Below are 22451 nucleotides of genomic sequence, written 5' to 3' on the forward strand. Positions count from 1 at the left end.
TGAATGTTTTGATATCGATTGAAAAGACCGCAGAAAAAATACTTACCAGTGCCATACGGTCATCGGCTTCGGATATCCACATTTTTTTTCGCAGGGAGGGGCCCCTCATCCAATTCAGGATAGACAATAAGCTCGTTCCTCAGGAAACCATATCATTCTTTGAAGCTGAAAGGCTGATAGCCCATTTGAAGTTCCTTGCCGCAATGGATATAGGCGAGAAAAGGAGGCCACAGAGTGGTGCTATCACCATCAATTTGGCTAACCAAGTGGTTGGACTCCGCCTTTCCACTTTACCCACTGCCTATCTTGAAAGCTTGGTCATCCGCTTAATACCCCAACAGAATATCCTTCCTCTAGAACAGTTATCCTTATTTCCAAACACCGTTCAAAAATTGATTGCACTTTTGAAGCATTCCCATGGCATGCTCATATTTACCGGTCCAACCGGAAGTGGAAAAACCACCACACTATATTCCCTGCTTCATCATGCCCATGAGATGATCAATCGAAATATCATATCACTTGAAGATCCCATTGAAAATGTATCCGAAAAGGTACTGCAAGTCCAAATCAATGAAAAGGCAGGCATTACTTATTCTGTCGGACTAAAAGCTGTGCTAAGGCATGATCCCGATGTGATCATGGTTGGGGAGGTCAGGGATGCCGAAACGGCCAAAATTGCAGTTCGTGCTGCACTAACCGGTCATTTGATACTTACAACCATGCATACAAGGGATGCACAGGGCGCTATCTCCAGGTTACTTGAATTTGGTGTCAGCCTGCTTGAAATTGAACAGAGTTTGATTGGCGTGACAGCACAGCGGCTGGTTGAATTAAGCTGTGTACCATGTAAAGGCGACTGTGCTATTGCTTGCCAAATGACTGCCAGGAACAAAAGGGCAAGTGTGTATGAATTGCTTTATGGAAAAAGCATGGCCAATGTCCTTCGGATGATGGGGGATGAAAAAGGAAGGGGTACGGTAAGCTACCGCCAATTGAAGGATGAAATAGGAAAAGCGGTTGCAATGGGCTATGTGGATTCCCTGGAATATGAACGGCTGGTATACGATGAAGCAAAAAAGTAAATGGCAGCTAAAAGAACAGGCGGTCTTTATTTCGAAACTAGGGGAATTATTAAGTCATGGTTATCCCTTGGTGGACGCATTACATTTTCTGGAATTCCAGGAATCGAAGAAGAAAGCGGAAGATTTCGCTCAGGCCATAAAGGATTTAAGGAATGGATATCCGTTGCACCAGGTGCTAATTCACCTTAATTTTCATCCGCAGCTTGTAAGTTATATATTTTATGGAGAGCAATACGGCGACCTGGATCGGGCGTTGATAGAAGGAGGGCAATATTGGAAGAAAAGAACGGAGGATATGGATAAAGTAAAAAAGTTAATGGTCTATCCCGTATTCTTAGTCATTTTTGTAAGCATCGTTTTTTATATACTTCAGAGTGTTCTCCTTCCTAAATTTCAGGCAATCTATTTCACGATGGATGTCGATCAGAATGCAATCTTGAAATTAATGTCAGCTTCTACATTCATTCTCCCAGTCCTCCCCTTCATATTGCTTGGATTGCTCCTATTCCTGTATGTGCTCAAACGATTTTGGTTCAATGAATTATGCCCATTAAGGCAGCGGCGGATTTTGATGGGCATTCCGATATTCGGGACCTTCATCAAGTTATACGAAACTTATTTCTTTGCAAGCCAATTCAGCGGTTTGCTTTCCGGAGGGCTTTCGATTAACGAAAGCATCAAATTATTCTCTAAAAACCAGCAACAGCCTTTTTACCAAAAACTATGCTCTATCATCAAGGATGATCTGACTGAGGGAAGATCGCTTGAAATGATCTTTAAGGAGCTCCCCTATTTCGATGGAAACTTACCGGTGGTTGCTGCAAATGGTCAAAAATACGGCAGACTTGATGCAGAGCTGCATCATTACAGTCGTTTTTTACTCGAGAAAATTGAAGAGAGAATGAATGCAATCTTGAAAATCATTCAGCCTCTTATGTTTTCCTTGATAGGTCTTTTGATCGTTTCCATTTATTTAGCGGTTTTGCTGCCAATGTTCTCTCTGCTCGAAGGTATATAGTGTTTAGCACTGCATTCAGGAGGTGAAATTGCCCTGAAATCAAATGGTGCCAAATGGTTTCAGGGCAGGATGATATGATGAAGAAAATGATGAATGAACGAGGTTTTACACTAATTGAGATGCTTATTGTTTTACTTGTAATATCCATTCTTTTGATTATAACAATCCCAAATATCACGAAGAATCAATCTACAATCCAGTCTAAAGGGTGTGAAGCATTCGTTAAGATGGCTCAAGCACAGGTTCAGGCATATGAGATCGACAATGCTAAATTGCCCGCAAGTATCGATGAATTGGAAAGTCAAGGCTATCTCAAACAGACATCTTGTCCTAATGGGAATGCTATTAGTTTGGATAACAAAGGAAAGGTAACGGTCGTTGAGTAGGAGAAAAGTGAATATACGGCATTCCAATGGGGGGTATACCCTGTCTGAAACCCTTATTGTCCTCGTTATTTTTATACTCCTGATTTCCATCAGCCCAAATTTATATCCAAGCTTCACAAAAGGGATGGAAATCAGGTTATTTCTTTCTCAATTCCATGAAGATCTTTTCTACGCACAACAGTATGCCATCAGTCATGAGAGCTTGATTTACCTCCATATTGATAATACCAATAAGTTTTATAGTGTTTCGTCATATAAGGAGGGAACTCTTCTAGAGAGAAGCATACCAGAGGATATACAGTTCTTAAGTGGAACATTAGGGTTCAGCTTTCATTTTAATCAGTATGGAAATGCTTCAAAAGCTGGAACGATGATGGTTGACACTTCAAAAGGAAAGTACAAATTGGTCCTCAATATCGGTAAAGGGAGGTTCAGGATTGAGAAATTGTAAGGGTTACGTCTACCTTGAGATTATTGCCGCATTTTCCATTTGTATTTTCGTGGTCCTTTCCATTTTACCGATTCTTGAAGAGTTGATGACACATCGTAAAAATATTGTCATAAGGACAGAAGCCCACCATTTATTATATGAAAGATTGACGGCGTTCATCGATGGGGAGATACAAGCTGTTGGACAGGATATCATTTACCGAAGAAAATCCTATGAATTGATATGGAGGGACCATGGGGATTTCCCTGGGATGATTGAAGGGTGTGTATGTTATGAAGATGAATCTGGTAAATATGAATCCATTTGTGATGCTGCGAAAAAATGATGGTTTTACGATGATCGAAATGCTTTTTTCTTTAATGATCTTAATGACGACGTCTCTTTTTGTATTAGAACTTTTTTCAACCATTCATACCCAGGTGAGGTCCATTGACAAGTTACATCCTAAAGAGTGGGAGGTCTTTACTATGCAAATGCAGCAGGAGGTCCGGAGTTCAATAGATCAGGATGTAATGGGAAATAAATTATATTTGCTTTCAGGTGAGCAATTATCATCCATTGAACAATATGAGGATAAGGTCCGAAGGCGAGTGAATGGTATGGGGCATGAGGTCATCTTGCAGAACATTTCGGAATTCCAGGTCGAGAAGGATGGCGGTGTCATTGTTTTAAATATAACGGATAAAGCAGGGACTACTTTCAGTCGAAGATTTCATCCTTTCTTTAAAAATGTGAAGAAAGTCGATGAATAATCAAAAAGGAGTCGTTTTCCCGATGGTAATGATTGTAGCAAGTGTTTTCATCATGTTGACGATATTGATGATCGATCAATTTATCCTCGATAAAAGGTTTTATAAAGAAGTGGAAGAATCGCTTGTGGCCGACCATCTTGTACATCTCGCCGTTAAGGATGTGACGGAAGAGCTGGGGGAAGTGATCCTGGACATCATTCAGGGGGAAATCTCATACCCAAATGGTGTGGTGAAGTATTCCTTAACGAAGCAAGACGGTCCTTACGTCTATCTCGAATTTTCTTCCACAACTAAAAATGGCCGCGTTGGCAGGGTCATCATTCAATATGATAAAGAAGCGGGGAGAGTGATAGAATGGATAGAAAAGCAGGCTATGTAATACTCAAAGATCAACTCTCTTTTTAAAACGCTGACCCATTTTCAACGATTTACGTGTTTAACGAACAAGAGAAGGATTAAAAGAAGCGCTAGCCGGGCATACTTTGCATAGGGTGATTTTAAATGTCTACAAACGCTTATATTAAATATCTGACGCAACAGCTTGTCGAGTATTTTAATCTGACCAAAAAAGAACGAAAAGAAAAGCGCCGTCATAGAAAAGAGGATAAAAATCATGGTATATCCCATTGGTTTGGCATTGTCCCTTTTGCTTTGTCGATGTTCGTAAGGAAAAATATCAAAAAATAAAACAGATGTCCTAAACTTAGGACATCTGTTTTTTTAAGTATGGTTTTTACTATCCCAACGCCCTATCTGAAAGGTAAAACAAACCTCCGTTGATGATGGATATTCGGATGTTCGGTTCGTATTGAGCTTTTAAGGCTTCTTTTTCGGTAAAATAACTCTCACTTTTTTCGTCCATGTCCTTGTAAAAATGCTCCAATAAGTTCAAGTCATTCTGCCAGCGCAGCATGGCTTCTTCCGCCCAAGAATGGTCATCATCCTCGAAGCTCCTTCTAATGTATGTATCCAGTCTTGCCAATCCACTCTTCGGCATGATGAGCGGTGAAAGCGTAAACGAGTAATCCGGTATTTTTGGGGTGACCTTAACCGGTAAAACCCGATGGTGAAATCCTTCCATGATTTCTCCTGAAATTAAATTCAATCCGATGGACATAAAAGTATCTTTTTTACGATCGCATTGGTAGGATATTTTCACATTCAGGGTAAGCCATGGGAACAATGGATTATTCCCGCCCATTGATGGAGGAGTATCTTCAAAAAGTCTAGTATACCCTGCCAGCTTTTTTGTTGATTGAATAATCTGATGGAGCCGAGGGGAGCCAAAATGAATCATTTCTCCCTTTAGGTCGGGTGGGGCTTGTTCTGGATCGGTAATGAAAGTCATCTGGGCTGGGTTCGGAATGCCACCCGTTTTTTCCAGGTAGTGCCAATAAAAGGGCCGGTTCATTAATTCTTTATCCATTTCTATCGTTAGTTGAACTGTAAGGTGGGTTGGTTTATTATCCAGTATTTCACATTCATTGGCTTTAAAGTAAGTTATTAAAAAATCATGAATTTCCTGTTGCTGCATGAACCTCACCTTCCTTCATGGATTGAGCGAATTGGATCATCGATGAAAAATTATCCATCTTGATTTTCATTTCGCCCTCTGTTTTGGACTCGCCGACCACATCAATTAAATATTCTTCAATGTTGTTAATATCCAGTTTGGTTAGAATATCATCCAATTCACCAATTACTTTTTCAAATAAATTAATTTTTTCGTATAGTAACTTTAGAATATGTTCTTCAACAGTATTTTTCGTGGCAAAGTTATAAATCCTGACATCCTCTTCCTGTCCAAGGCGGTGAATCCGCCCAATTCTTTGTTCAAGCCTCATGGGGTTCCATGGCAGGTCAAAATTAATCAAGTGATGGCAGAACTGAAGGTTTATCCCTTCCCCGCCAGCTTCTGTTGCAATTAATACCTGAATTTTCTTTTGGAATAATTCTCGCATCCAGTCTTTCTTTCCACGTTTAAATCCGCCTCGGAATGGGACTGAAGAAATTCCATTCTGTTGAAGGTACCATTGTAGATAAAGCTGAGTCGCTCGGTATTCTGTAAAGATAATCACTTTGTCATCAATTTTCTTGATCAATTCCAAAGCTTTTTCAGCCTTTGAATTCTGAACCGTTTCATTCACTTTTGTAAATAAATCATCAAGCTTTGCCAAAAAGTCAGGGGTAGGCTGGTCGTATTTGGCTTTCATGTTTTTTAAAGTATAAAAGACCGCCTCTCTGCTGCTGCAGGCTTCTCTTTGGAGAGTGAGAGCTGAAAAGGCGCTTCCTTTTGTTCCATCAGAAATAGGTTTGAATTTTGAAACTGCATCGTACAATGCCTGCTCGGTTGGAGAAAATTCAATGGTGATGGTTTCCACATGCCTTTTTGTCCATTCAATACCAGTATCGGCCCGCCGGTTTCGAATCATCACAGTGTTGACCAATTCCTTTAGGTGTTCATCTTCAATTATGTTCCGTCCTTTCCCTTTATATTTTTCCGAAAAGAGTGAGGCATTTCCCAAGTGGCCTGGTTTCAATAACGAAACGAGGTGAAAAATTTCCTCGACTTTATTTTGAATGGGAGTAGCTGTCAGGAGTAAACAAAATTTCTTTTTCAGATTTTGGACGAATTCATAGTTCTTCGTCTTATTATTTTTAAGTTTATGAGCTTCATCAATGATGATGAAGTCATATTCCTGATTGAAAATGATATCACGATGTGGAGCGCGTTTCGCTGTATCAATGGATGAAATGACCACATCACAGGAGTCCCATACATAACTTTTTCTCTGAACGACTGCCGGAATATGAAACTTCGTATTCAATTCAAAAGCCCATTGTGTTACAAGGGAAGCTGGTACAAGGATCAATACCTTCTTTACAAGGCCTCTGATCATATACTCCTTTAGGATCAAGCCGGCTTCAATTGTTTTTCCGAGACCTACTTCATCTGCTAAAATGGCCTTTCCATTCATCTTTTCCACCACTTGCTTTGCAGCTTCCAATTGATGGGGAAGCGGGGTTAACTGAGGAAGGTGCTTGGGTGCCTGTAAACCTTCAAAATCAGGAATGATGAGATTTTCCTCCATTTTAACCGCCAACTTATAAAGCTCCCAATTTCCCCATGGACCATCATTTTCCACCTTTTGTAAAAACTCGTCATTCCATTCAGAATTGAAGGATATATTGATTTTCATAGAAATAACTCCCTCTTAAATCATAAATTCCTTAATATAAGGTCAAAAACCGAACATTTCATATGTGAAGTAAGAAAAATATTTCTCTTCAAAAGATATTGCAGAGATAAGTTTCTTAGGGTAGGATATAAGTATATTTAGAAAATTCCAATTTCCAAACGCTAAAAAGAATTTTTGTATCGATTTGCAATTCGCGTTTTCTTAGTATGGGCTATAGGTACCTGCTTTATCCAAGATTACCGAAGGAGATCATTTAAACGTTTTTCTGGAGTTTTTGGAGATTTGGCAGAGAATGCATTCTATGATGCTCAAAGGTTTTACTAATGGGTGGGGCTTATTCGCTTAATTTCATTGGTAGACCATAATATGCGGGTGAAGATAAGGGGAGAGACTACGGATGTAGCGCCGAAGGAGCAAACTTAGCAGTGAATCTCTCAGGCAAAAGAACTCTTATTGGACGCAACTCTGGAGAGCGCCGCCCGTTTGGGACGGCCACCAAAGGGGAAAACCTATTATATAGGTAAACTTTCAGGTTTCAGGACAGAGAAAAAGCTCAAACGGGCTTTCTCTGTCCTTTTTTGTGCTTTTTTTACATCATGAATCAGAATATCTGATGCGTAAGGACAAAAAGCTTTGATAATGAAGCCAATTTAATTTTAAAAAATCTGAGGGGGGTCATTTTTTGACCAATTTAAAAAGAACACCACTATTTGAGGTTTATCGTGAATACGGAGGGAAAACGATTGATTTTGGCGGCTGGGAACTTCCTGTCCAATTTTCGGGTATAAAGGACGAACATGAAGCCGTACGTACAAAAGCGGGTCTGTTCGATGTATCGCATATGGGGGAAGTTGATGTTAAGGGTCCTGGGAGCCTTTCCTTTTTACAGAAGATGCTGACTAATGATATATCAAAGCTGCAAACGGGCGGTGCCCAATATTCGGCCATGTGTTATGAAAACGGCGGGACGGTTGATGATCTCATCGTTTATAAAAGGGCGGAAGACGACTATCTGCTCGTGGTCAATGCAGCGAATACAGAAAAAGATTTCGATTGGCTGCAAGCTAATCTAACGGAAGATGCCCAGATTACGAATGTATCGAGTGACTATATACAGCTAGCACTTCAAGGACCATCTGCAGAGAAGATATTGCAAAAACTTTCAGAAAATACTGCCTTAAGTGAAATTGGATTTTTCAAGTTCAAGGAGAATGTCATGATAAATGGTATCTCCACATTGGTATCCCGTACTGGATATACTGGTGAAGATGGTTTTGAAATATATAGCGACAGTGAAAACGGCCCTGCCCTTTGGAAGGCGATAATGGATGCCGGAAAGGAAGAAGGGATACAGCCGATTGGTTTAGGTGCTCGTGATACCCTGCGTTTTGAAGCGAAACTGCCGCTGTATGGGCAGGAGCTTTCAGCGGACATTACTCCAATAGAAGCCGGGATTGGTTTTGCGGTAAAAGTGGATAAGGAAGCCGATTTTTTCGGGAAAGCCGTTCTTGCTGAACAAAAGGAGAAAGGGGCACCCCGGAAGCTTGTGGGAATTGAAATGATTGACCGTGGCATTCCTCGTCATGGGTATAAGGTCTACAGCGGGGACAAAGTCATTGGGGAGGTCACGACTGGTACCCAATCACCAACGTTGAAGAAAAACGTAGGATTGGTACTTATCGATAAGGAATATTCGGTGCTGGATGCGGAAATTGAAGTGGAAATCCGTTCCAAACGTTTGAAAGCCGTTATAATACAAACACCTTTTTATAAAAAACCACGTAAATAGAGGGGAATGGTCATTAGATGAAACATCGTTATTTACCCATGACAGAGCAAGATAAACAAGAAATGCTGGAAGTTATAGGGGTACCTGCTGTTGAAGAACTTTTCAATGATATCCCTGAAAGTGTTCGCTTTCAAGGAGAATACGATATCAAACCTGCTAAATCGGAACCTGCATTAATGAAAGAATTATCAAGGCTTGCTGCCAAGAATGCGGATCTTAAAAACTATGCTTCCTTCCTTGGTGCGGGTGTCTATGACCATTATGCACCGGTCATCGTCGATCACGTTCTTTCCCGTTCTGAATTTTATACGGCTTATACTCCCTATCAGCCCGAAATTTCACAGGGTGAGCTGCAGGCCATCTTTGAATATCAAACGATGATTTGTGAGTTGACGGGTATGGACGTAGCTAACTCCTCCATGTATGACGGCGGGACTTCGCTGGCTGAGGCGGCCATGCTTGCTTCAGGTCAGACTCGGCGCAAGAAGATTCTCATTTCAGGAGCAGTTCATCCTGAATCAAGAGAAGTTGTGAAGACATATGCGAAAGGGCAACGCGTGGAAGTGATTGAAATTCCTTATAAAGACGGTGTGACGGACATGGCTGCTTTAAAGGAATTAATGAATGATGACATTGCAGGAGTGATTGTGCAATATCCGAATTTTTTTGGACGGATAGAGCCATTGAAAGAAATGGAAGAAATCATTCATGGCGCCAAGTCCATGTTTATCGTTTCCAGTAATCCGCTTGCACTGGGGGCTTTGACACCCCCAGGTTCACTCGGTGCAGATATCGTAACGGGAGATGCTCAGCCATTCGGCATTCCAGCGGCATTCGGGGGACCTCACTGTGGATATTTTGCCGTTACTAATAAACTTGTTCGGAAAGTTCCGGGCCGGCTCGTCGGTCAAACGGTGGATGAAAATGGAAAAAGGGGCTTTGTGTTGACGCTTCAAGCTCGTGAACAGCACATTCGCCGTGATAAGGCCACATCCAACATTTGTTCCAATCAAGCGTTGAATGCCTTGGCAGCTTCTGTTGCAATGACGGCGCTTGGGAAAAAGGGTGTCAAAGAAATGGCCGTGCAAAATATTCAAAAAGCACACTATGCGAAAAAAGCTATAAAGGCAAAAGGGATAGAAGTGATGTTCGACGGTCCTTCGTTCAATGAATTTGTCATTAAACTGCCTGCTTCGTTTTCAGAAATCAATAAAAACCTTTTTGAAAAAGGGATGATTGGCGGCTTCGATTTAGGGACGGTTTATCCTGAGCTGAAAGACCATATGCTGGTTGCGGTAACGGAACTTAGAACAAAAGAAGAAATCGATGCACTTGCGCAGGAATTGGGGGATCAACATGAATAATCAAGATCAATCACTCATTTTTGAAATCAGCACTTCCGGTCGAATCGGGTACAGTCTGCCAGAAATGGATGTTGCAACTATTCCGCTCGAAGAAATTCTTCCTGCCGACTACATCCGTGAAGAAGAGGCAGAGCTTCCTGAGGTGTCCGAACTGGATATCATGCGTCACTATACAGCACTTTCCAAACGGAATCATGGGGTGGATTCGGGTTTTTATCCGCTGGGTTCATGCACGATGAAATATAATCCGAAAATAAATGAAAATGTGGCACGCTATAACGGTTTCGCCCATATCCATCCATATCAAGACCCGACTACAGTCCAGGGAGCCTTGGAACTATTATTTGATTTGCAGGAACATTTAACGGAAATCACAGGAATGGATCTAGTGACATTACAACCTGCAGCAGGTGCACACGGTGAATGGACAGGGTTGATGATGATTCGCGCTTTTCACGAAGCGAATGGCGATACAGAACGGACGAAAGTGATCGTACCTGATTCTGCACACGGTACGAATCCTGCATCTGCAACTGTTGCCGGACTTGAAACGATTACAGTGAAGTCCGATGAAAATGGGTTAGTCGACCTTGAAGATTTAAAGCGTGTTGTCGGACCGGATACGGCGGCCTTGATGCTGACGAACCCCAATACATTGGGATTGTTTGAAGAGAACATTTTGGAAATGGCACAACTTGTCCATGATGCAGGTGGGAAGCTTTACTATGACGGAGCCAATCTGAATGCAGTCCTATCAAAAGCACGCCCGGGTGATATGGGCTTTGATGTGGTTCACTTAAATCTCCATAAAACATTCACAGGTCCGCATGGCGGCGGCGGTCCGGGTTCCGGCCCTGTAGGGGTAAAGTCGGATTTGATTCCCTACTTGCCTAAACCGCTTGTTGTAAAACAAGATGAGCAATTCGTTCTTGATTATGACCGCCCGCAATCCATTGGCAGGGTAAAACCATACTATGGGAACTTCGGGATAAATGTTAGAGCTTATACGTACATTCGTTCAATGGGTCCTGATGGCCTTAAAGCCGTCACAGAGAATGCGGTCATCAATGCCAATTATATGATGCGTAGGTTGGAACCATTTTTTGACTTACCATATAATCGTCATTGTAAGCATGAATTCGTATTAAGCGGACGCAGGCAAAAGAAATTAGGGGTAAGGACCCTCGATATAGCAAAAAGATTGCTGGATTTCGGGTATCATCCTCCAACCATTTACTTCCCGTTGAACGTGGAAGAAGGAATGATGATAGAACCGACTGAAACCGAGTCAAAAGAAACGCTGGATGCATTCATCGATGCAATGATCCAGATTGCCAAGGAAGCGGAAGAAACCCCGGAAATCGTTCAGGAAGCTCCGCATACAACCGTTATTAAGCGGCTTGATGAAACTCTTGCTGCAAGAAAACCTATTCTGCGCTATCAAGCATAGACTGATAGCTTACACGAAAAAAATCCCTGCCTGCCGGCGGGGATTTTTCATGTTTATGTAAGAATTCATTAAAGTCGAACAGTTAACTTTCATTTTCCTGGAGCACGCATGATGCGTATGAAGGCTTTTTAATTTAAAAGAGCCCATGCGGAGATGGGGTCTTATTTCTTTGCTTTGATTTTCCCGGTCCACATCTTGAAACCGCCCTTTAAGTGAAAAAGTTCCCTGTAGCCCTTTTTGTATAGCATGGCTGCAGCTCTTCCGCTGATGATTTCGCTTTGAGCGTACAAATATACAGGCTTGTCCGGCCTAATTTCGACCAAGCGGGTTTTCATTTGCGTCATAGGGATGTTTCTTGCGCCTAAGATATGGCCATTATCGAAATCATTCGGTTCCCGCACATCGATTAGCTGCACTTTTCTGTAGTTAGCGATAAATTCGTCCTGTGTTAATGTTTTAACGATTTTACGCTGGCGGTACCAATTAAAAAGTGAATACGCAATAACCACTCCTAAGATGATGAGCAGTGTATATAATATTTCCAAACATAAAAACTCCCTTCTACCTTAACGAATACAGACAATCTTTATTATATAATTGCTTTACCCAATAATCAAAAAGAATTTTCATCAAATTCTTCATCGACTTGATAGCACTTTCTTTTTTAGAGTGTTAAAGTCTGTTAAACTACTACATGTGAGTTTTTTTGTGGGGTATTGAAAAACAGTCTATTGAAACGAGGGGTAAGGATGACTAAAGAAAAATGGGGTTTTATAGATTCTGGATATTGTTCACCGGCGTTTAATATGGCGCTGGACGAAGCACTGCTAAACTGGCAAAGCAAAGGGGAAATTCCGCCAATCATACGCTTTTACGGTTGGGACCCAGCGACATTGTCGATTGGTTATTTTCAAAAGGCAGAAGCGGAAATCGATATGGAAGAGGTCAAAAGGCAGGGCCTTGGTTTTGTTCGCAGACCAACAGGAGGACGAGCGGTACTGCACGAGCATGAATTGACTTATAGTGTAATCGTTCCAGAATCCTACCCGGGAATGCCAACTACCGTTACTGAAGCATATCGTGTCATTTCTGAAGGAATATTAATGGGGTTCAGGAATCTGGGATTGGATGCTTATTTTGCCGTGCCTAGAACCGATCAGGAAAAAGCGGCTTTAAAAACGCCCAGGTCTTCCGTCTGCTTTGATGCTCCAAGCTGGTATGAACTGGTCGTCGAGGGCAGGAAGGTCGCTGGCAGCGCTCAAACCAGGCAAAAGGGCGTCATCCTTCAGCACGGTTCCATTTTGCTTGAACTTGATGATGATAAGCTCTTTAGCGTATTTAAATTCTCAAATGACAGGGTTAAGGAGAGAATGCAAAAAAGCTTAAAAAATAAAGCTGTGGCCATAAATGACATTGCCGGAAGAAAGGTTACCATTCCTGAAGCGAAAGAAGCTTTTGAAAAAGGTTTTGCCGAAGGACTTTCGATCGAGTTAGAGCCATACGTCCTAACTGAAAAGCAATTGCAGGAAGTGAAGGCCATTGCAGAAAGTAAATATGAAAGCGATGAATGGAATTTCATGAGATAGAAAAAGCAGGATAATTAAAGTGGATAATAAAAAAGTTTTTTCAGATTTGTTTGACCAAATAAGCTATTCCTTGCAGGGATAAGCCCTAAAAGGCATGGGGAAAAAGCAAGGCCCAAATTAATTGAAATCTGATGAAAAATTATTATAAATCGACATTTTCCTCCCTTTTGCTAACTATATTAATTGATTTATCGTTTGACAAAATTAAATGTTATTCAAAACAAACACAATATATAGTAGTTGAAATATTTAATGCGACACTATATGTTGATTTTTGGGTTTCGCTATGATAAATTTAGGGTACTTGTTAAGCGAAACGGACATGTAAGGCTACATATAGATTTTTGCGGCAGCAAGAACGGATCTTGAAACATATAAAGGAGAGGGAATTATGTCGGTTGTAATAAAAGAAGCTTTAAAGGTTGATCTAGAAAGGTTGAATAAGGATATTTCTTTATTTCCCCAGGTTCACCCTGTAACTGCTGATATGAAAATGGCGCATAAGGGCGTGTCCCGTCTAGTCATGCTTGACCGCTATTCTTTTAAGGATACTGAAAAAATCACACTCTCGGCAGGCGATTTCGTAGTGTTGACGATTAAGGAAGATCCGAAATTCCCGGCAAGGGGTCTCGGTTACATCGTTGAAATAGATTGGGAAATGAAAAAAGCCAAAGTATTGGTGGATGAAGAATTCCGTGGCGTATTGGATAATCCGGAAGAAGTGGAGACGGGGATTGTAAACCGTCCGCTGGATATTATCGAAAAGCCGCTTGAAATATACTATGAACAAATTGCGAAACGTAATGCAACGGGCTTGGCTTCAGTGGAAACCACGGAAGAAAAAAGAACGGAATGGTTCAATAAATTCTATGAAGAACTAAAGAACCTTAATTTTGTTCCGGCAGGACGCGTATTATATGGTGCGGGTTCCAATACGGATGTTACTTATTTCAACTGCTATGTGATGCCATTCGTACCGGATTCACGTGAGGGGATTTCAGAACATAGGAAACAAGTGATGGAAATCATGAGCCGCGGAGGCGGAGTGGGTACGAACGGATCGACACTGCGTCCAAGAAACACTTTGGCCAAAGGGGTTAATGGAAAATCCTCTGGTTCAGTATCATGGCTTGATGATATCGCGAAATTGACGCATCTTGTTGAACAGGGCGGTAGCAGACGCGGTGCACAAATGATCATGCTGGCTGATTGGCATCCGGATATTGCAGAATTCATCATTTCTAAAATGCAAAATCCAAGGATCCTTCGATACCTAGTGGAAAACACTAAAGATGAAGCAATCAAGAAATATGCAACGGATAAATTGAAATTCACGCCGCACACCGAACAGGAAACGGCTATGTATCAAGGAATCATCAACTATAAGGAAATTCCCGGTCTAGGTGGATTTAGCGAAAAAATCATTAGGGATGCAGAGGAAAAGATCCGTACAGGCGGAACGTACAGTGTCCATAATTCTGAATTTCTTACGGGCGCCAACATCTCGATATGCTTGACAAAGGAATTTATGGAAGCGGCAGAACAAGATGCGGAATACGAATTGCGTTTTCCTGATGTTGAAAGCTATGATGCCGAAGAAATGGCTACTTATAATCAAGAATGGCATAAAGTCGGTGATGTTCGTAAATGGGAGGAAATGGGGCACAAAGTCCGTGTTTACCGTAAAATCCGAGCTAAAGAGCTTTGGAACTTAATAAACATTTGTGCAACATACTCTGCAGAACCAGGTATTTTCTTTATCGATAATGCTAATGAAATGACAAACGCCAAAGCCTACGGTCAACAGGTCGTAGCTACGAACCCATGTGGCGAACAGCCATTGGCCCCATATTCAGTATGTAACCTTGCTGCTGTCAATTTGGCTGAAATGGCTGATAAAGATAGCAAAACCGTTAATTTCGAGAAACTTAAGCAGACCGTCGAAGTCGGTGTGCGTATGCAGGACAATGTCATTGACGCAACTCCTTATTTCTTGGATGAAAACAAAAAACAGGCACTGGGCGAGCGACGGGTTGGACTTGGTGTAATGGGTCTGCATGACCTGTTGATCTACTGTGAAACGGAATACGGATCTGAAGAAGGAAATATTCTGGTTGACAAGGTGTTTGAAACGATTGCGACTACAGCTTACAAGGCATCCGTGGAACTTGCTAAAGAAAAAGGCAGTTTCCCGTTCCTGATCGGATCAACGGATAAAGAAACCGATGAGCTTAGAACACGATTCACACAAACTGGATTTATGGAAAAAATGCCGGAAGATATCAGGGAAAGCGTTGCTGCATATGGCATCCGTAACTCTCATTTATTGACAGTGGCTCCTACAGGAAGCACAGGAACGATGGTTGGGGTATCAACAGGTCTTGAACCATATTTTTCCTTCACGTATTTCCGCAGTGGCCGTCTTGGCAAATTCATTGAAGTTAAGGCTGATATTGTTCAGGAATACTTGGACCGTCATCCAGAAGCTGATACACAAGAGCTTCCAAAATGGTTCATTTCCGCTATGGAATTAGCTCCTGAAGCCCATGCAGATGTTCAATGCATCATTCAACGCTGGATTGACAGCTCGATCAGTAAAACGGTCAATGCTCCAAAAGGATATACTGTCGAACAAGTTGAAAAAGTATATGAACGTCTATATAAAGGCGGAGCAAAAGGCGGTACAGTATATGTGGATGGCAGCCGTGACAGTCAGGTTCTCACGCTCAAAGCGGAAGAAAACCAAATGGACGAGCAGCTCGAAATGGACGAATTGACAGATGTGGAAGTAAAGAAAAAAGTCGTATTGGTCGATACGATAAATGAACTGCGTTCGACGAATGTTACGATTGGGTCGGAAGTGGGCAACACTTGTCCGGTCTGCCGTAAAGGCGAAGTCCAGGAAATGGGCGGATGTAATACTTGCACGAATTGCGGAGCACAATTAAAATGTGGGCTATAAGCTAATAGAAGGGAAGTCGTTAAGTATGCTGAAAAGCTAATCTTAACGGCTTTTTTTTTAAAAGAGCGGGCGAGTAGTTTTTAAACTTATTAAAAGAGAAAGCCGAATCCGGCTTTCTCTTTTAAGTTCATTCAACCATTTTCATTTTGTTGGCCTATTTCCTTTTCGGCCAGGTATTGGTTTCCATCCTTCAATACCGAAAATTCATCGACCGAGTCTCCAGGAATATTCCTAGGATTAGGATATTTATTATCTGTTTGGACGGTAATCGTTTGTTTCCCCCCGTTTGTCAAGAATTCTCGTTTATTAGCCATTTTGCATCTCCTTCATTTGGATTTCCAATTAAAAACAATCATGAGGATAACAGAATAAAGAAAAACTATCCTTATTAATTAGATTGTCTAGTTCGATTGAAAGTATGAACAAATCCATAAAAGAATGGAGAACGAAATGAAACCATTTATGCCACAGTTAGTATATATCGAGCCTAGGGCATTGGAATACCCGCTTGGCCGGGAATTGAAAAAGAAATTCGAGGATTTGAACATTGAAATCCGTGAGACCACATCACATAACCAAATTAGGGATCTTCCTGGAGAAAATGATCAGCAAAAATATCGTGTCGCCAAGTCGACGCTTGTGGTGGGCATCAGAAAAACATTGAAATTCGATTCTTCAAAGCCATCCGCTGAATATGCCATCCCTCTTGCTACCGGATGTATGGGGCATTGTCATTATTGTTATTTACAGACGACTCTCGGAACAAAGCCATACATTAGGACATATGTGAATCTCGAGGAGATTTTTGAGGCAGCTGAAAAATATATCAATGAGAGAAAGCCTGAAATTACTCGTTTTGAGGCGGCCTGTACGTCAGATATCGTTGGAATTGATCATTTGACACATTCGTTAAAAAGGGCTATAGAGTATTTTGGAAAAAGTGAATATGGGGTTTTGAGGTTCGTAACTAAATTTCATCATGTCGACCACCTGTTGGATGCTGAACATAATGGAAAAACGAGATTTCGGTTCAGTATAAATTCACGTTACGTAATAAAGAATTTCGAGCCCGGAACTTCGAGTTTCGAGGAAAGAATGGAAGCGGCACGTAAAGTGGCAGGTGCCGGATATCCCTTAGGTTTTATCGTAGCTCCAATATATCGTCATGAAGCGTGGAAGGAGGGCTACCATGAATTATTCGAACGGTTAAGTGAGGCGTTAAAAGGGGTGGATATCCCTGACTTGACTTTTGAACTAATCCAGCATCGATTTACGGGCCCTGCTAAAAAAGTAATTCAAAAAAACTATCCGAAAACAAAATTGGAACTGGACGAAACGAAGCGCAAATATAAATGGGGCCGATATGGAATTGGCAAATATGTTTACCAAACCGAAGAAGCCGCAGAACTGGAAACGACCATTCGTGGGTATATAGCGGAATTTTTCCCTAAAGCGGAAATTCAGTATTTTACCTGATGAAGGCATTTTCCATATAAAACTGTCATAAATCGCTCTAATCCTGCTTAGAAATGTAAAGACCGGATTAGGGGAGGGCAGCTATGATTATTGACGGCGTTTTTTCCGGAGGCGGGATAAAAGGCTACGGTTTAGTGGGTGCCCTGCAGGAATTAGAGGAGCGAGGATTTGTATTCCATAGGACAGCCGGTACAAGTGCAGGTTCCATAATTGCAGCTTTCGTAGCCGCTGGGTACACAGGAAAAGAAATGGAACAGCTTTTTCTTGATATAGATTTAATCGGCATGCTGGATAAAAGGCGTGGTCTTTTGCCTATCCCGCTTGCCAAGTGGCTCCTTTTATACTGGAAACTGGGCCTTTATAAAGGTGACGCTTTGGAAGCATGGATTGCCGCTAAACTTGCCGAAAGGAATGTAGTCACCTTTAAGGATGTTCGGCCGAAATCTCTCCGTATCATAACCTCTGACATTACACATGGGAAATTGGTGGTGCTGCCTGATGATTTATCTAACTATGGAATTGATCCGATGACTTTTCCGGTGGCAAAGGCAGTAAGAATGAGTTGTAGCATCCCCTATTTCTTTGAGCCAGTCAAACTTGATGTCGGAAAAAGCAGGGTCCTTTTTGTTGATGGAGGTGTGTTAAGCAATTTTCCAATGTGGTTATTCAATTCAGATCATGTAAGAAAGGAACGACCGGTCATAGGCTTGCGACTAAGTGTCGATGAGATATGGAAACCGCATGTGGTGGATAATGCGCTTGAATTGTTCTCCGCACTATTCAAAACGATGAAAGATGCCCATGATGCACGTTATATTTCCAAGAAACACGTCCAGAATATTGTATTTATCCCGATGAGGGGAATTTCGGCAATGGATTTCAATCTGAATGATGAAAAAAAGGGAGAATTGATGAATCAGGGCAGACAGTGTACGAAAGAATTCCTTAAGAGATGGTCATATTAATAATCATAAAAAATCGGGCTCTTAAAAAGAAGCCCGATTTTTCTTTTTATTTTTTTTTCCTTCAATGACAGTTAAGTGACTATCCGTTTTCTTTCTCACTTTTATTTTTTTTGATGATTTTGCTGCAGAAAAGCTAGCCACATTATCCTTTTTCGAAGTTCGGTTTTTTAGCCTTTTTTTCGATTGGCGTGCAGCCTTTCGGAATGCTTGCTGCTCTTTTTTTACTGGTTTTCCCTTTGTTAATCCGGTATAAATCATATAAATAATCCCTGCGACAATGGCTATTATGAGAATGTTTCTAAAAAAGCCAATCGGGTCATTAAATAGTCGGCTCATTAGTCCGAGGACTCCGAGGGCAATGATTCCGTATATCATGAAAGATATGAAACGTTTCAACAAAGACACCTCCTTAAGAGCATCATAAGCATTTTTTGCTTATTTTAAACATTACCCATGTAAAATACTAGAAATTAATGAAGATTATTCCCTTAATTTAGTATATGACTTTTCATCATCAAAATGTGTATAGGTGTTTTACACAATAACATCGGATTCTAAACCTTTTTCGGTCTTTTTTTCCATCCTCAACAGTTCATGGAAGGATGCCAATGCAACTTCGACTTGATCGTCGGTAGGGGCTTTGGTTGTCAATAACTGAAGCCAAAGGCCAGGGTAGCCAAGGTAACGCAGAATTGGAATATCTCTTACTTTGTTGGTCAACTGCAATACCTCGAAGGCTATGCCAAGCACTACGGGGATAAGCAAAACGCGATCCACGACACGGAGCCATAATGGATCGATTGGAACAAGCATATAGACAAACATGCCAACAATGACTGTAAATAAAATAAAGCTGCTGCCACAGCGATAATGAAGGCGTGAACTTGCCTGCACATTTGCTACGGTCAATTCTTTTCCGCTTTCAAAGCAATTGATCACCTTATGCTCTGCACCGTGATACTGAAAGACCCGCTTGATCAATGGAGTCATGGATACCAAGTAAATGTATACCAGCAATAATATCAACTTGAACAAGCTTTCGATTAAAACCTGTTCTATTTGGCCACTGAAGATGGGTCTTGTCAATGCGGCAAGAAATACGGGAATCAAAGTGAAAAGCAGCTTCCCGAATAGGAAGGAAAGGACACCGATTACGGCAACTCCAAGCCATACACTTAATTTAGAAGATTCTTTAGTTTCTTTTTTCTTTTCGTCCCGCTTTTCCCCTTCTTCTTCTTCTTCTTCTTCATACTGTTCAGTGGAAAAGTTCAGATGTTTTGCACCGATGGCACTTGACTGAATCAGTGATACGAGACCCCTTAGAAACGGTACTTTTTTTAAGCGGTTGACAACAGGTTTCGTTTCACGCGGCAGATGATAATATACAATCGTTGAATCTTTGCGGCGTACCGCAGTGACTGTGTGATGTTTGCCGCCAAACATGACGCCTTCCACAACAGCCTGCCCTCCATAAACGGGTTTTTGGACCTCAGACATTTCTACACCAACCTAATAGTTATTCACGTAGCTCTCTCTTGGGTGCTAACATGTTTATTATCAAGTATCACAAGGGATAAAGACGGTCTCCAAAATTTAAATGGCGGCTTTATCCCTGCAATTACTTTATGAATGTTGAATCACAGGAAGGTAGTATCCTGTGTACATTATAAACTTCAACAGAGGATGGGTATTTTCCTCTGAAAAAAGTACATTATTTATGATTTAATCATACAGAATAAATCACAAAACCTCTAGTGATTCTCCTCCCTAAGAATAAAAAAAAATAGTTCTATTTAACAAAGGGCATACTACGTAGCGGAGGTGCTTGATATGTCTTCTAATGTAAATGGACAAATTCAACAGGAAAATCAAGGTGCGATCTACAATGTACTAGCTATCGGTTTCGTTGGGGGGGCTGCAGCCAGTTTAATTGGAATCATAGCCCATTATGTCAATTTTATGGGGTTTAGCCCAAAATTCATACTTACGTCGTGGTCGAATATGGCCTGGATCGATCACTGGCTTGGTACGGTAATGACCATACTTTTGTTCGGAATTTTATCCGTGGGGATCGCTTTTATCTACTATAGTCTTTTTAAAAGGGTGAAGAGTATCTTTTCGGGTATTTTTTTTGGAGTGGTTTGCTGGTTTTTGCTGGTATTTGTCCTGAAACCGATGTTCGCCGATTTGCCAACCATTTCAAAAATGTCGTCAAATTCGATTATAACCAGTGTCTGCATTTTTATTTTATACGGTCTTTTTGTAGGGTATTCCATATCATATGATCATCAGGAATATCTACGTCATAAAAACAAGGCCGAGAAGCAATCGGAAAGCTGATTGCTTCTTGGTTGTAAAAAAGTAGTAAGACAATTTGTAATTATGATAGAATGTTCATGGAAAGCATTCTTTTAATGATGAGCAGGTGTTTGATGATGACAAAAATCTTACTAATCAATGGTCCGAATTTAAATCGCTTGGGGAAGCGGGAACCTGCGCATTATGGATCCTCGACACTTGCGGATGTGGAAGCTCTATTACATCAGCAAGCTCAAGGGTTAAATGTGGAACTAACCTCATTTCAAACTAACCATGAAGGGGCGATTATCGACAAGCTCCATTGGTCAGAGGATCAGGGGATCGACGGGATTATCATTAATCCTGGAGCTTTTACTCATTATAGCTATGCGATTCGTGATGCAATAGCCGGAATTGATGTTCCAGTTGTGGAAGTGCATATTTCGAACATACATGCCCGTGAAAGCTTTCGGCATGAATCGGTGACCGCGCCGGTATCGGCGGGACAGATTGTCGGCTTGGGGATACACGGATATGAATTGGCGTTGCAGGCGATCACAAAGATTGCAAAGGGGAGAAAGTAAATGAATAAACTAATGCGCTTAAGAGCCTCAATGGAAAAGGTGGGCATTGATGGTTTATTGATCACCAATACATATAACCGCCGATTCATGACCAATTTTACCGGAAGTGCAGGCGTCGTCCTGATTTCCCAAAATGAAGCTAAATTCATCACTGATTTCAGATACGTGGAACAAGCAGGAAAGCAGGCTACGGGCTATGAAATCGTCCAGCACAAAGGAACCATCACCGAAGAGGTCGGTAAGCAAGTTAAAGAAATGAAGATCGGCACACTGGGCTTTGAGCAAGATCATCTGACTTTTGCCACATATAAGGCATACGAAGCGGCCATTGAAGGACAACTTTTGCCGGTGTCTGGAGTTATTGAGAATTTACGCTTGATAAAGACTTCATCAGAGATTAAGATATTAAAGGAAGCGGCTGCTATTGCTGACGCTGCCTTTACACATATTCTGGATTACATGCGTCCAGGGATTTCAGAACTGGATGTATCCAATGAACTTGAATTCTTTATGAGGAAACAGGGGGCAACTTCCTCTTCCTTTGATATTATCGTAGCATCTGGCGTAAGGTCAGCTCTCCCGCATGGAGTGGCTACGGATAAAATCATTGAAAAAGGCGATTTTGTCACATTGGATTACGGAGCATACTATAACGGGTATGTGTCTGACATAACTCGGACATTAGCAGTTGGCAAGCCGAGTGAAGAACTTATTAACATTTATGACATTGTTTTAGAAGCGCAACTGCGCGGAATGGCTGGGATTAAACCTGGGATGACGGGCAGGGAAGCGGATGCACTAACTCGTAATTTAATTGAAGAAAAGGGATTCGGGCAGTATTTTGGACATTCGACTGGACATGGAATCGGTCTGGAAGTCCATGAAGGTCCTGCATTATCCTTAAGGTCTGATATCATTTTAGAACCAGGTATGGCCGTAACCGTCGAGCCGGGCATTTACCTACCGGGTGTTGGCGGAGTTCGGATTGAAGATGATACAATCGTTACAATTGAAGGTAACGAAGCACTTACTCATTCAACGAAAGAGTTAATCATTCTGTAAACATGTACATGTAGGAGGACAAA

General features: G+C 41.4%; 24 protein-coding genes and 2 riboswitches. Of the genes, 18 read left to right on the plus strand and 6 right to left on the minus strand.

Going from position 1 to position 22451, the window contains the following annotated elements; translation table 11 throughout:
• Positions 1-8: 8 nt before the first annotated feature.
• From comGA to SB775_RS01890, 8 genes are all read left to right on the plus strand, one after another.
• On the plus strand, positions 9-1085 hold the full coding sequence (gene comGA / locus SB775_RS01855; protein WP_410860519.1) for a competence type IV pilus ATPase ComGA: 1077 nt from the start codon (positions 9-11) through the stop codon (positions 1083-1085).
• A complete protein-coding gene (gene comGB, locus SB775_RS01860) occupies positions 1051-2103 on the plus strand; it encodes a competence type IV pilus assembly protein ComGB (protein ID WP_410860364.1) in 1053 nt (350 codons plus the stop codon). The genes comGA and comGB overlap by 35 nt, the downstream gene beginning before the upstream one ends.
• A 77-nt stretch (positions 2104-2180) precedes the next feature.
• The gene (comGC, locus tag SB775_RS01865) at positions 2181-2489 is read left to right on the plus strand and encodes a competence type IV pilus major pilin ComGC (protein WP_286140731.1); all 309 of its coding nucleotides are present in this window, start codon (positions 2181-2183) and stop codon (positions 2487-2489) included.
• Positions 2490-2496: 7 nt separating this feature from the next.
• Positions 2497-2940, plus strand: a complete 444-nt coding sequence (gene comGD / locus SB775_RS01870) for a competence type IV pilus minor pilin ComGD (RefSeq protein WP_410860365.1) — start codon at positions 2497-2499, stop codon at positions 2938-2940.
• Positions 2927-3265 (plus strand): hypothetical protein, encoded by a 339-nt coding sequence (locus SB775_RS01875; protein ID WP_089361505.1) that lies wholly within the window; start codon positions 2927-2929, stop codon positions 3263-3265. Before comGD ends, SB775_RS01875 begins: the two co-directional genes overlap by 14 nt.
• Positions 3213-3692, plus strand: a complete 480-nt coding sequence (gene comGF / locus SB775_RS01880) for a competence type IV pilus minor pilin ComGF (RefSeq protein WP_061464024.1) — start codon at positions 3213-3215, stop codon at positions 3690-3692. The genes SB775_RS01875 and comGF overlap by 53 nt, the downstream gene beginning before the upstream one ends.
• Positions 3685-4071, plus strand: coding sequence for a competence type IV pilus minor pilin ComGG (gene comGG, locus SB775_RS01885; protein ID WP_410860366.1), 387 nt, complete (start codon positions 3685-3687; stop codon positions 4069-4071). The genes comGF and comGG overlap by 8 nt, the downstream gene beginning before the upstream one ends.
• A 122-nt stretch (positions 4072-4193) precedes the next feature.
• Positions 4194-4379 carry a YqzE family protein gene (locus tag SB775_RS01890; protein WP_061464022.1) on the plus strand — a complete coding sequence of 62 codons (186 nt, stop codon included), beginning with the start codon at positions 4194-4196 and terminating at the stop codon, positions 4377-4379.
• 49 nt (positions 4380-4428) lie between these two features.
• On the opposite strand, the gene SB775_RS01895 is transcribed toward SB775_RS01890, so the two are convergent.
• On the minus strand, positions 4429-5226 hold the full coding sequence (locus SB775_RS01895) for a YqhG family protein (protein ID WP_289320067.1): 798 nt from the start codon (positions 5224-5226) through the stop codon (positions 4429-4431).
• Entirely contained in the window at positions 5204-6892 is a 1689-nt protein-coding gene (locus tag SB775_RS01900; protein ID WP_089361501.1) for a DEAD/DEAH box helicase, read from the minus strand. The genes SB775_RS01895 and SB775_RS01900 overlap by 23 nt, the downstream gene beginning before the upstream one ends.
• Before the next feature lie 372 nt (positions 6893-7264).
• A riboswitch (glycine riboswitch) is annotated at positions 7265-7352 on the plus strand.
• Between the two features lie 3 nt (positions 7353-7355).
• Positions 7356-7438, plus strand: a riboswitch (glycine riboswitch).
• 136 nt (positions 7439-7574) lie between these two features.
• On the opposite strand from SB775_RS01900, the gene gcvT reads away from it, so the two are divergent.
• From gcvT to gcvPB, 3 genes are read left to right on the plus strand one after another with little or no spacing between them, the layout of a single operon-like run.
• Entirely contained in the window at positions 7575-8681 is a 1107-nt protein-coding gene (gene gcvT, locus SB775_RS01905; RefSeq protein ID WP_377381726.1) for a glycine cleavage system aminomethyltransferase GcvT, read from the plus strand.
• Positions 8682-8698: 17 nt separating this feature from the next.
• Complete coding sequence (gene gcvPA, locus SB775_RS01910) at positions 8699-10045, plus strand: aminomethyl-transferring glycine dehydrogenase subunit GcvPA (RefSeq protein ID WP_089361499.1); 1347 nt, start codon at positions 8699-8701, stop codon at positions 10043-10045.
• Positions 10038-11495, plus strand: coding sequence for an aminomethyl-transferring glycine dehydrogenase subunit GcvPB (gene gcvPB, locus SB775_RS01915; RefSeq protein ID WP_061464017.1), 1458 nt, complete (start codon positions 10038-10040; stop codon positions 11493-11495). Before gcvPA ends, gcvPB begins: the two co-directional genes overlap by 8 nt.
• Positions 11496-11656: 161 nt before the next feature.
• Here gcvPB and SB775_RS01920 read toward each other — a convergent pair whose 3' ends face one another.
• On the minus strand, positions 11657-12040 hold the full coding sequence (locus tag SB775_RS01920; RefSeq protein WP_076365383.1) for a rhodanese-like domain-containing protein: 384 nt from the start codon (positions 12038-12040) through the stop codon (positions 11657-11659).
• Between the two features lie 204 nt (positions 12041-12244).
• Here SB775_RS01920 and SB775_RS01925 point away from each other — a divergent pair, with 204 nt between their 5' ends.
• A complete protein-coding gene (locus tag SB775_RS01925) occupies positions 12245-13081 on the plus strand; it encodes a lipoate--protein ligase family protein (RefSeq protein WP_089361497.1) in 837 nt (278 codons plus the stop codon).
• A 391-nt stretch (positions 13082-13472) separates the two neighbouring features.
• On the plus strand, positions 13473-16043 hold the full coding sequence (locus SB775_RS01930; protein WP_410860369.1) for a vitamin B12-dependent ribonucleotide reductase: 2571 nt from the start codon (positions 13473-13475) through the stop codon (positions 16041-16043).
• A 131-nt stretch (positions 16044-16174) separates the two neighbouring features.
• Here SB775_RS01930 and SB775_RS01935 read toward each other — a convergent pair whose 3' ends face one another.
• Complete coding sequence (locus tag SB775_RS01935; protein WP_289320071.1) at positions 16175-16357, minus strand: hypothetical protein; 183 nt, start codon at positions 16355-16357, stop codon at positions 16175-16177.
• A 136-nt stretch (positions 16358-16493) separates the two neighbouring features.
• Between SB775_RS01935 and splB the strand changes: the two genes are divergently transcribed.
• Positions 16494-17519, plus strand: a complete 1026-nt coding sequence (gene splB, locus SB775_RS01940; protein WP_061464012.1) for a spore photoproduct lyase — start codon at positions 16494-16496, stop codon at positions 17517-17519.
• A gap of 83 nt (positions 17520-17602) precedes the next feature.
• On the plus strand, positions 17603-18484 hold the full coding sequence (locus SB775_RS01945; protein ID WP_061464011.1) for a patatin-like phospholipase family protein: 882 nt from the start codon (positions 17603-17605) through the stop codon (positions 18482-18484).
• 21 nt (positions 18485-18505) lie between these two features.
• Here SB775_RS01945 and SB775_RS01950 read toward each other — a convergent pair whose 3' ends face one another.
• On the minus strand, positions 18506-18880 hold the full coding sequence (locus SB775_RS01950; protein ID WP_061464010.1) for an SA1362 family protein: 375 nt from the start codon (positions 18878-18880) through the stop codon (positions 18506-18508).
• Between the two features lie 138 nt (positions 18881-19018).
• Complete coding sequence (locus tag SB775_RS01955) at positions 19019-19981, minus strand: DUF1385 domain-containing protein (RefSeq protein ID WP_410860370.1); 963 nt, start codon at positions 19979-19981, stop codon at positions 19019-19021.
• A 333-nt stretch (positions 19982-20314) separates the two neighbouring features.
• On the opposite strand from SB775_RS01955, the gene SB775_RS01960 reads away from it, so the two are divergent.
• From SB775_RS01960 to SB775_RS01970, 3 genes are all read left to right on the plus strand, one after another.
• On the plus strand, positions 20315-20824 hold the full coding sequence (locus tag SB775_RS01960) for a YqhR family membrane protein (RefSeq protein WP_410860371.1): 510 nt from the start codon (positions 20315-20317) through the stop codon (positions 20822-20824).
• A 95-nt stretch (positions 20825-20919) separates the two neighbouring features.
• A complete protein-coding gene (aroQ, locus tag SB775_RS01965; protein ID WP_061464007.1) occupies positions 20920-21366 on the plus strand; it encodes a type II 3-dehydroquinate dehydratase in 447 nt (148 codons plus the stop codon).
• Positions 21367-22428: a M24 family metallopeptidase gene (locus SB775_RS01970; RefSeq protein ID WP_410860372.1), complete on the plus strand. Its 1062-nt coding sequence runs from the start codon at positions 21367-21369 to the stop codon at positions 22426-22428.
• The last annotated feature ends 23 nt before the right edge of the window (positions 22429-22451 follow it).

It is taken from the genome of Peribacillus sp. SIMBA_075 (assembly GCF_046534585.1).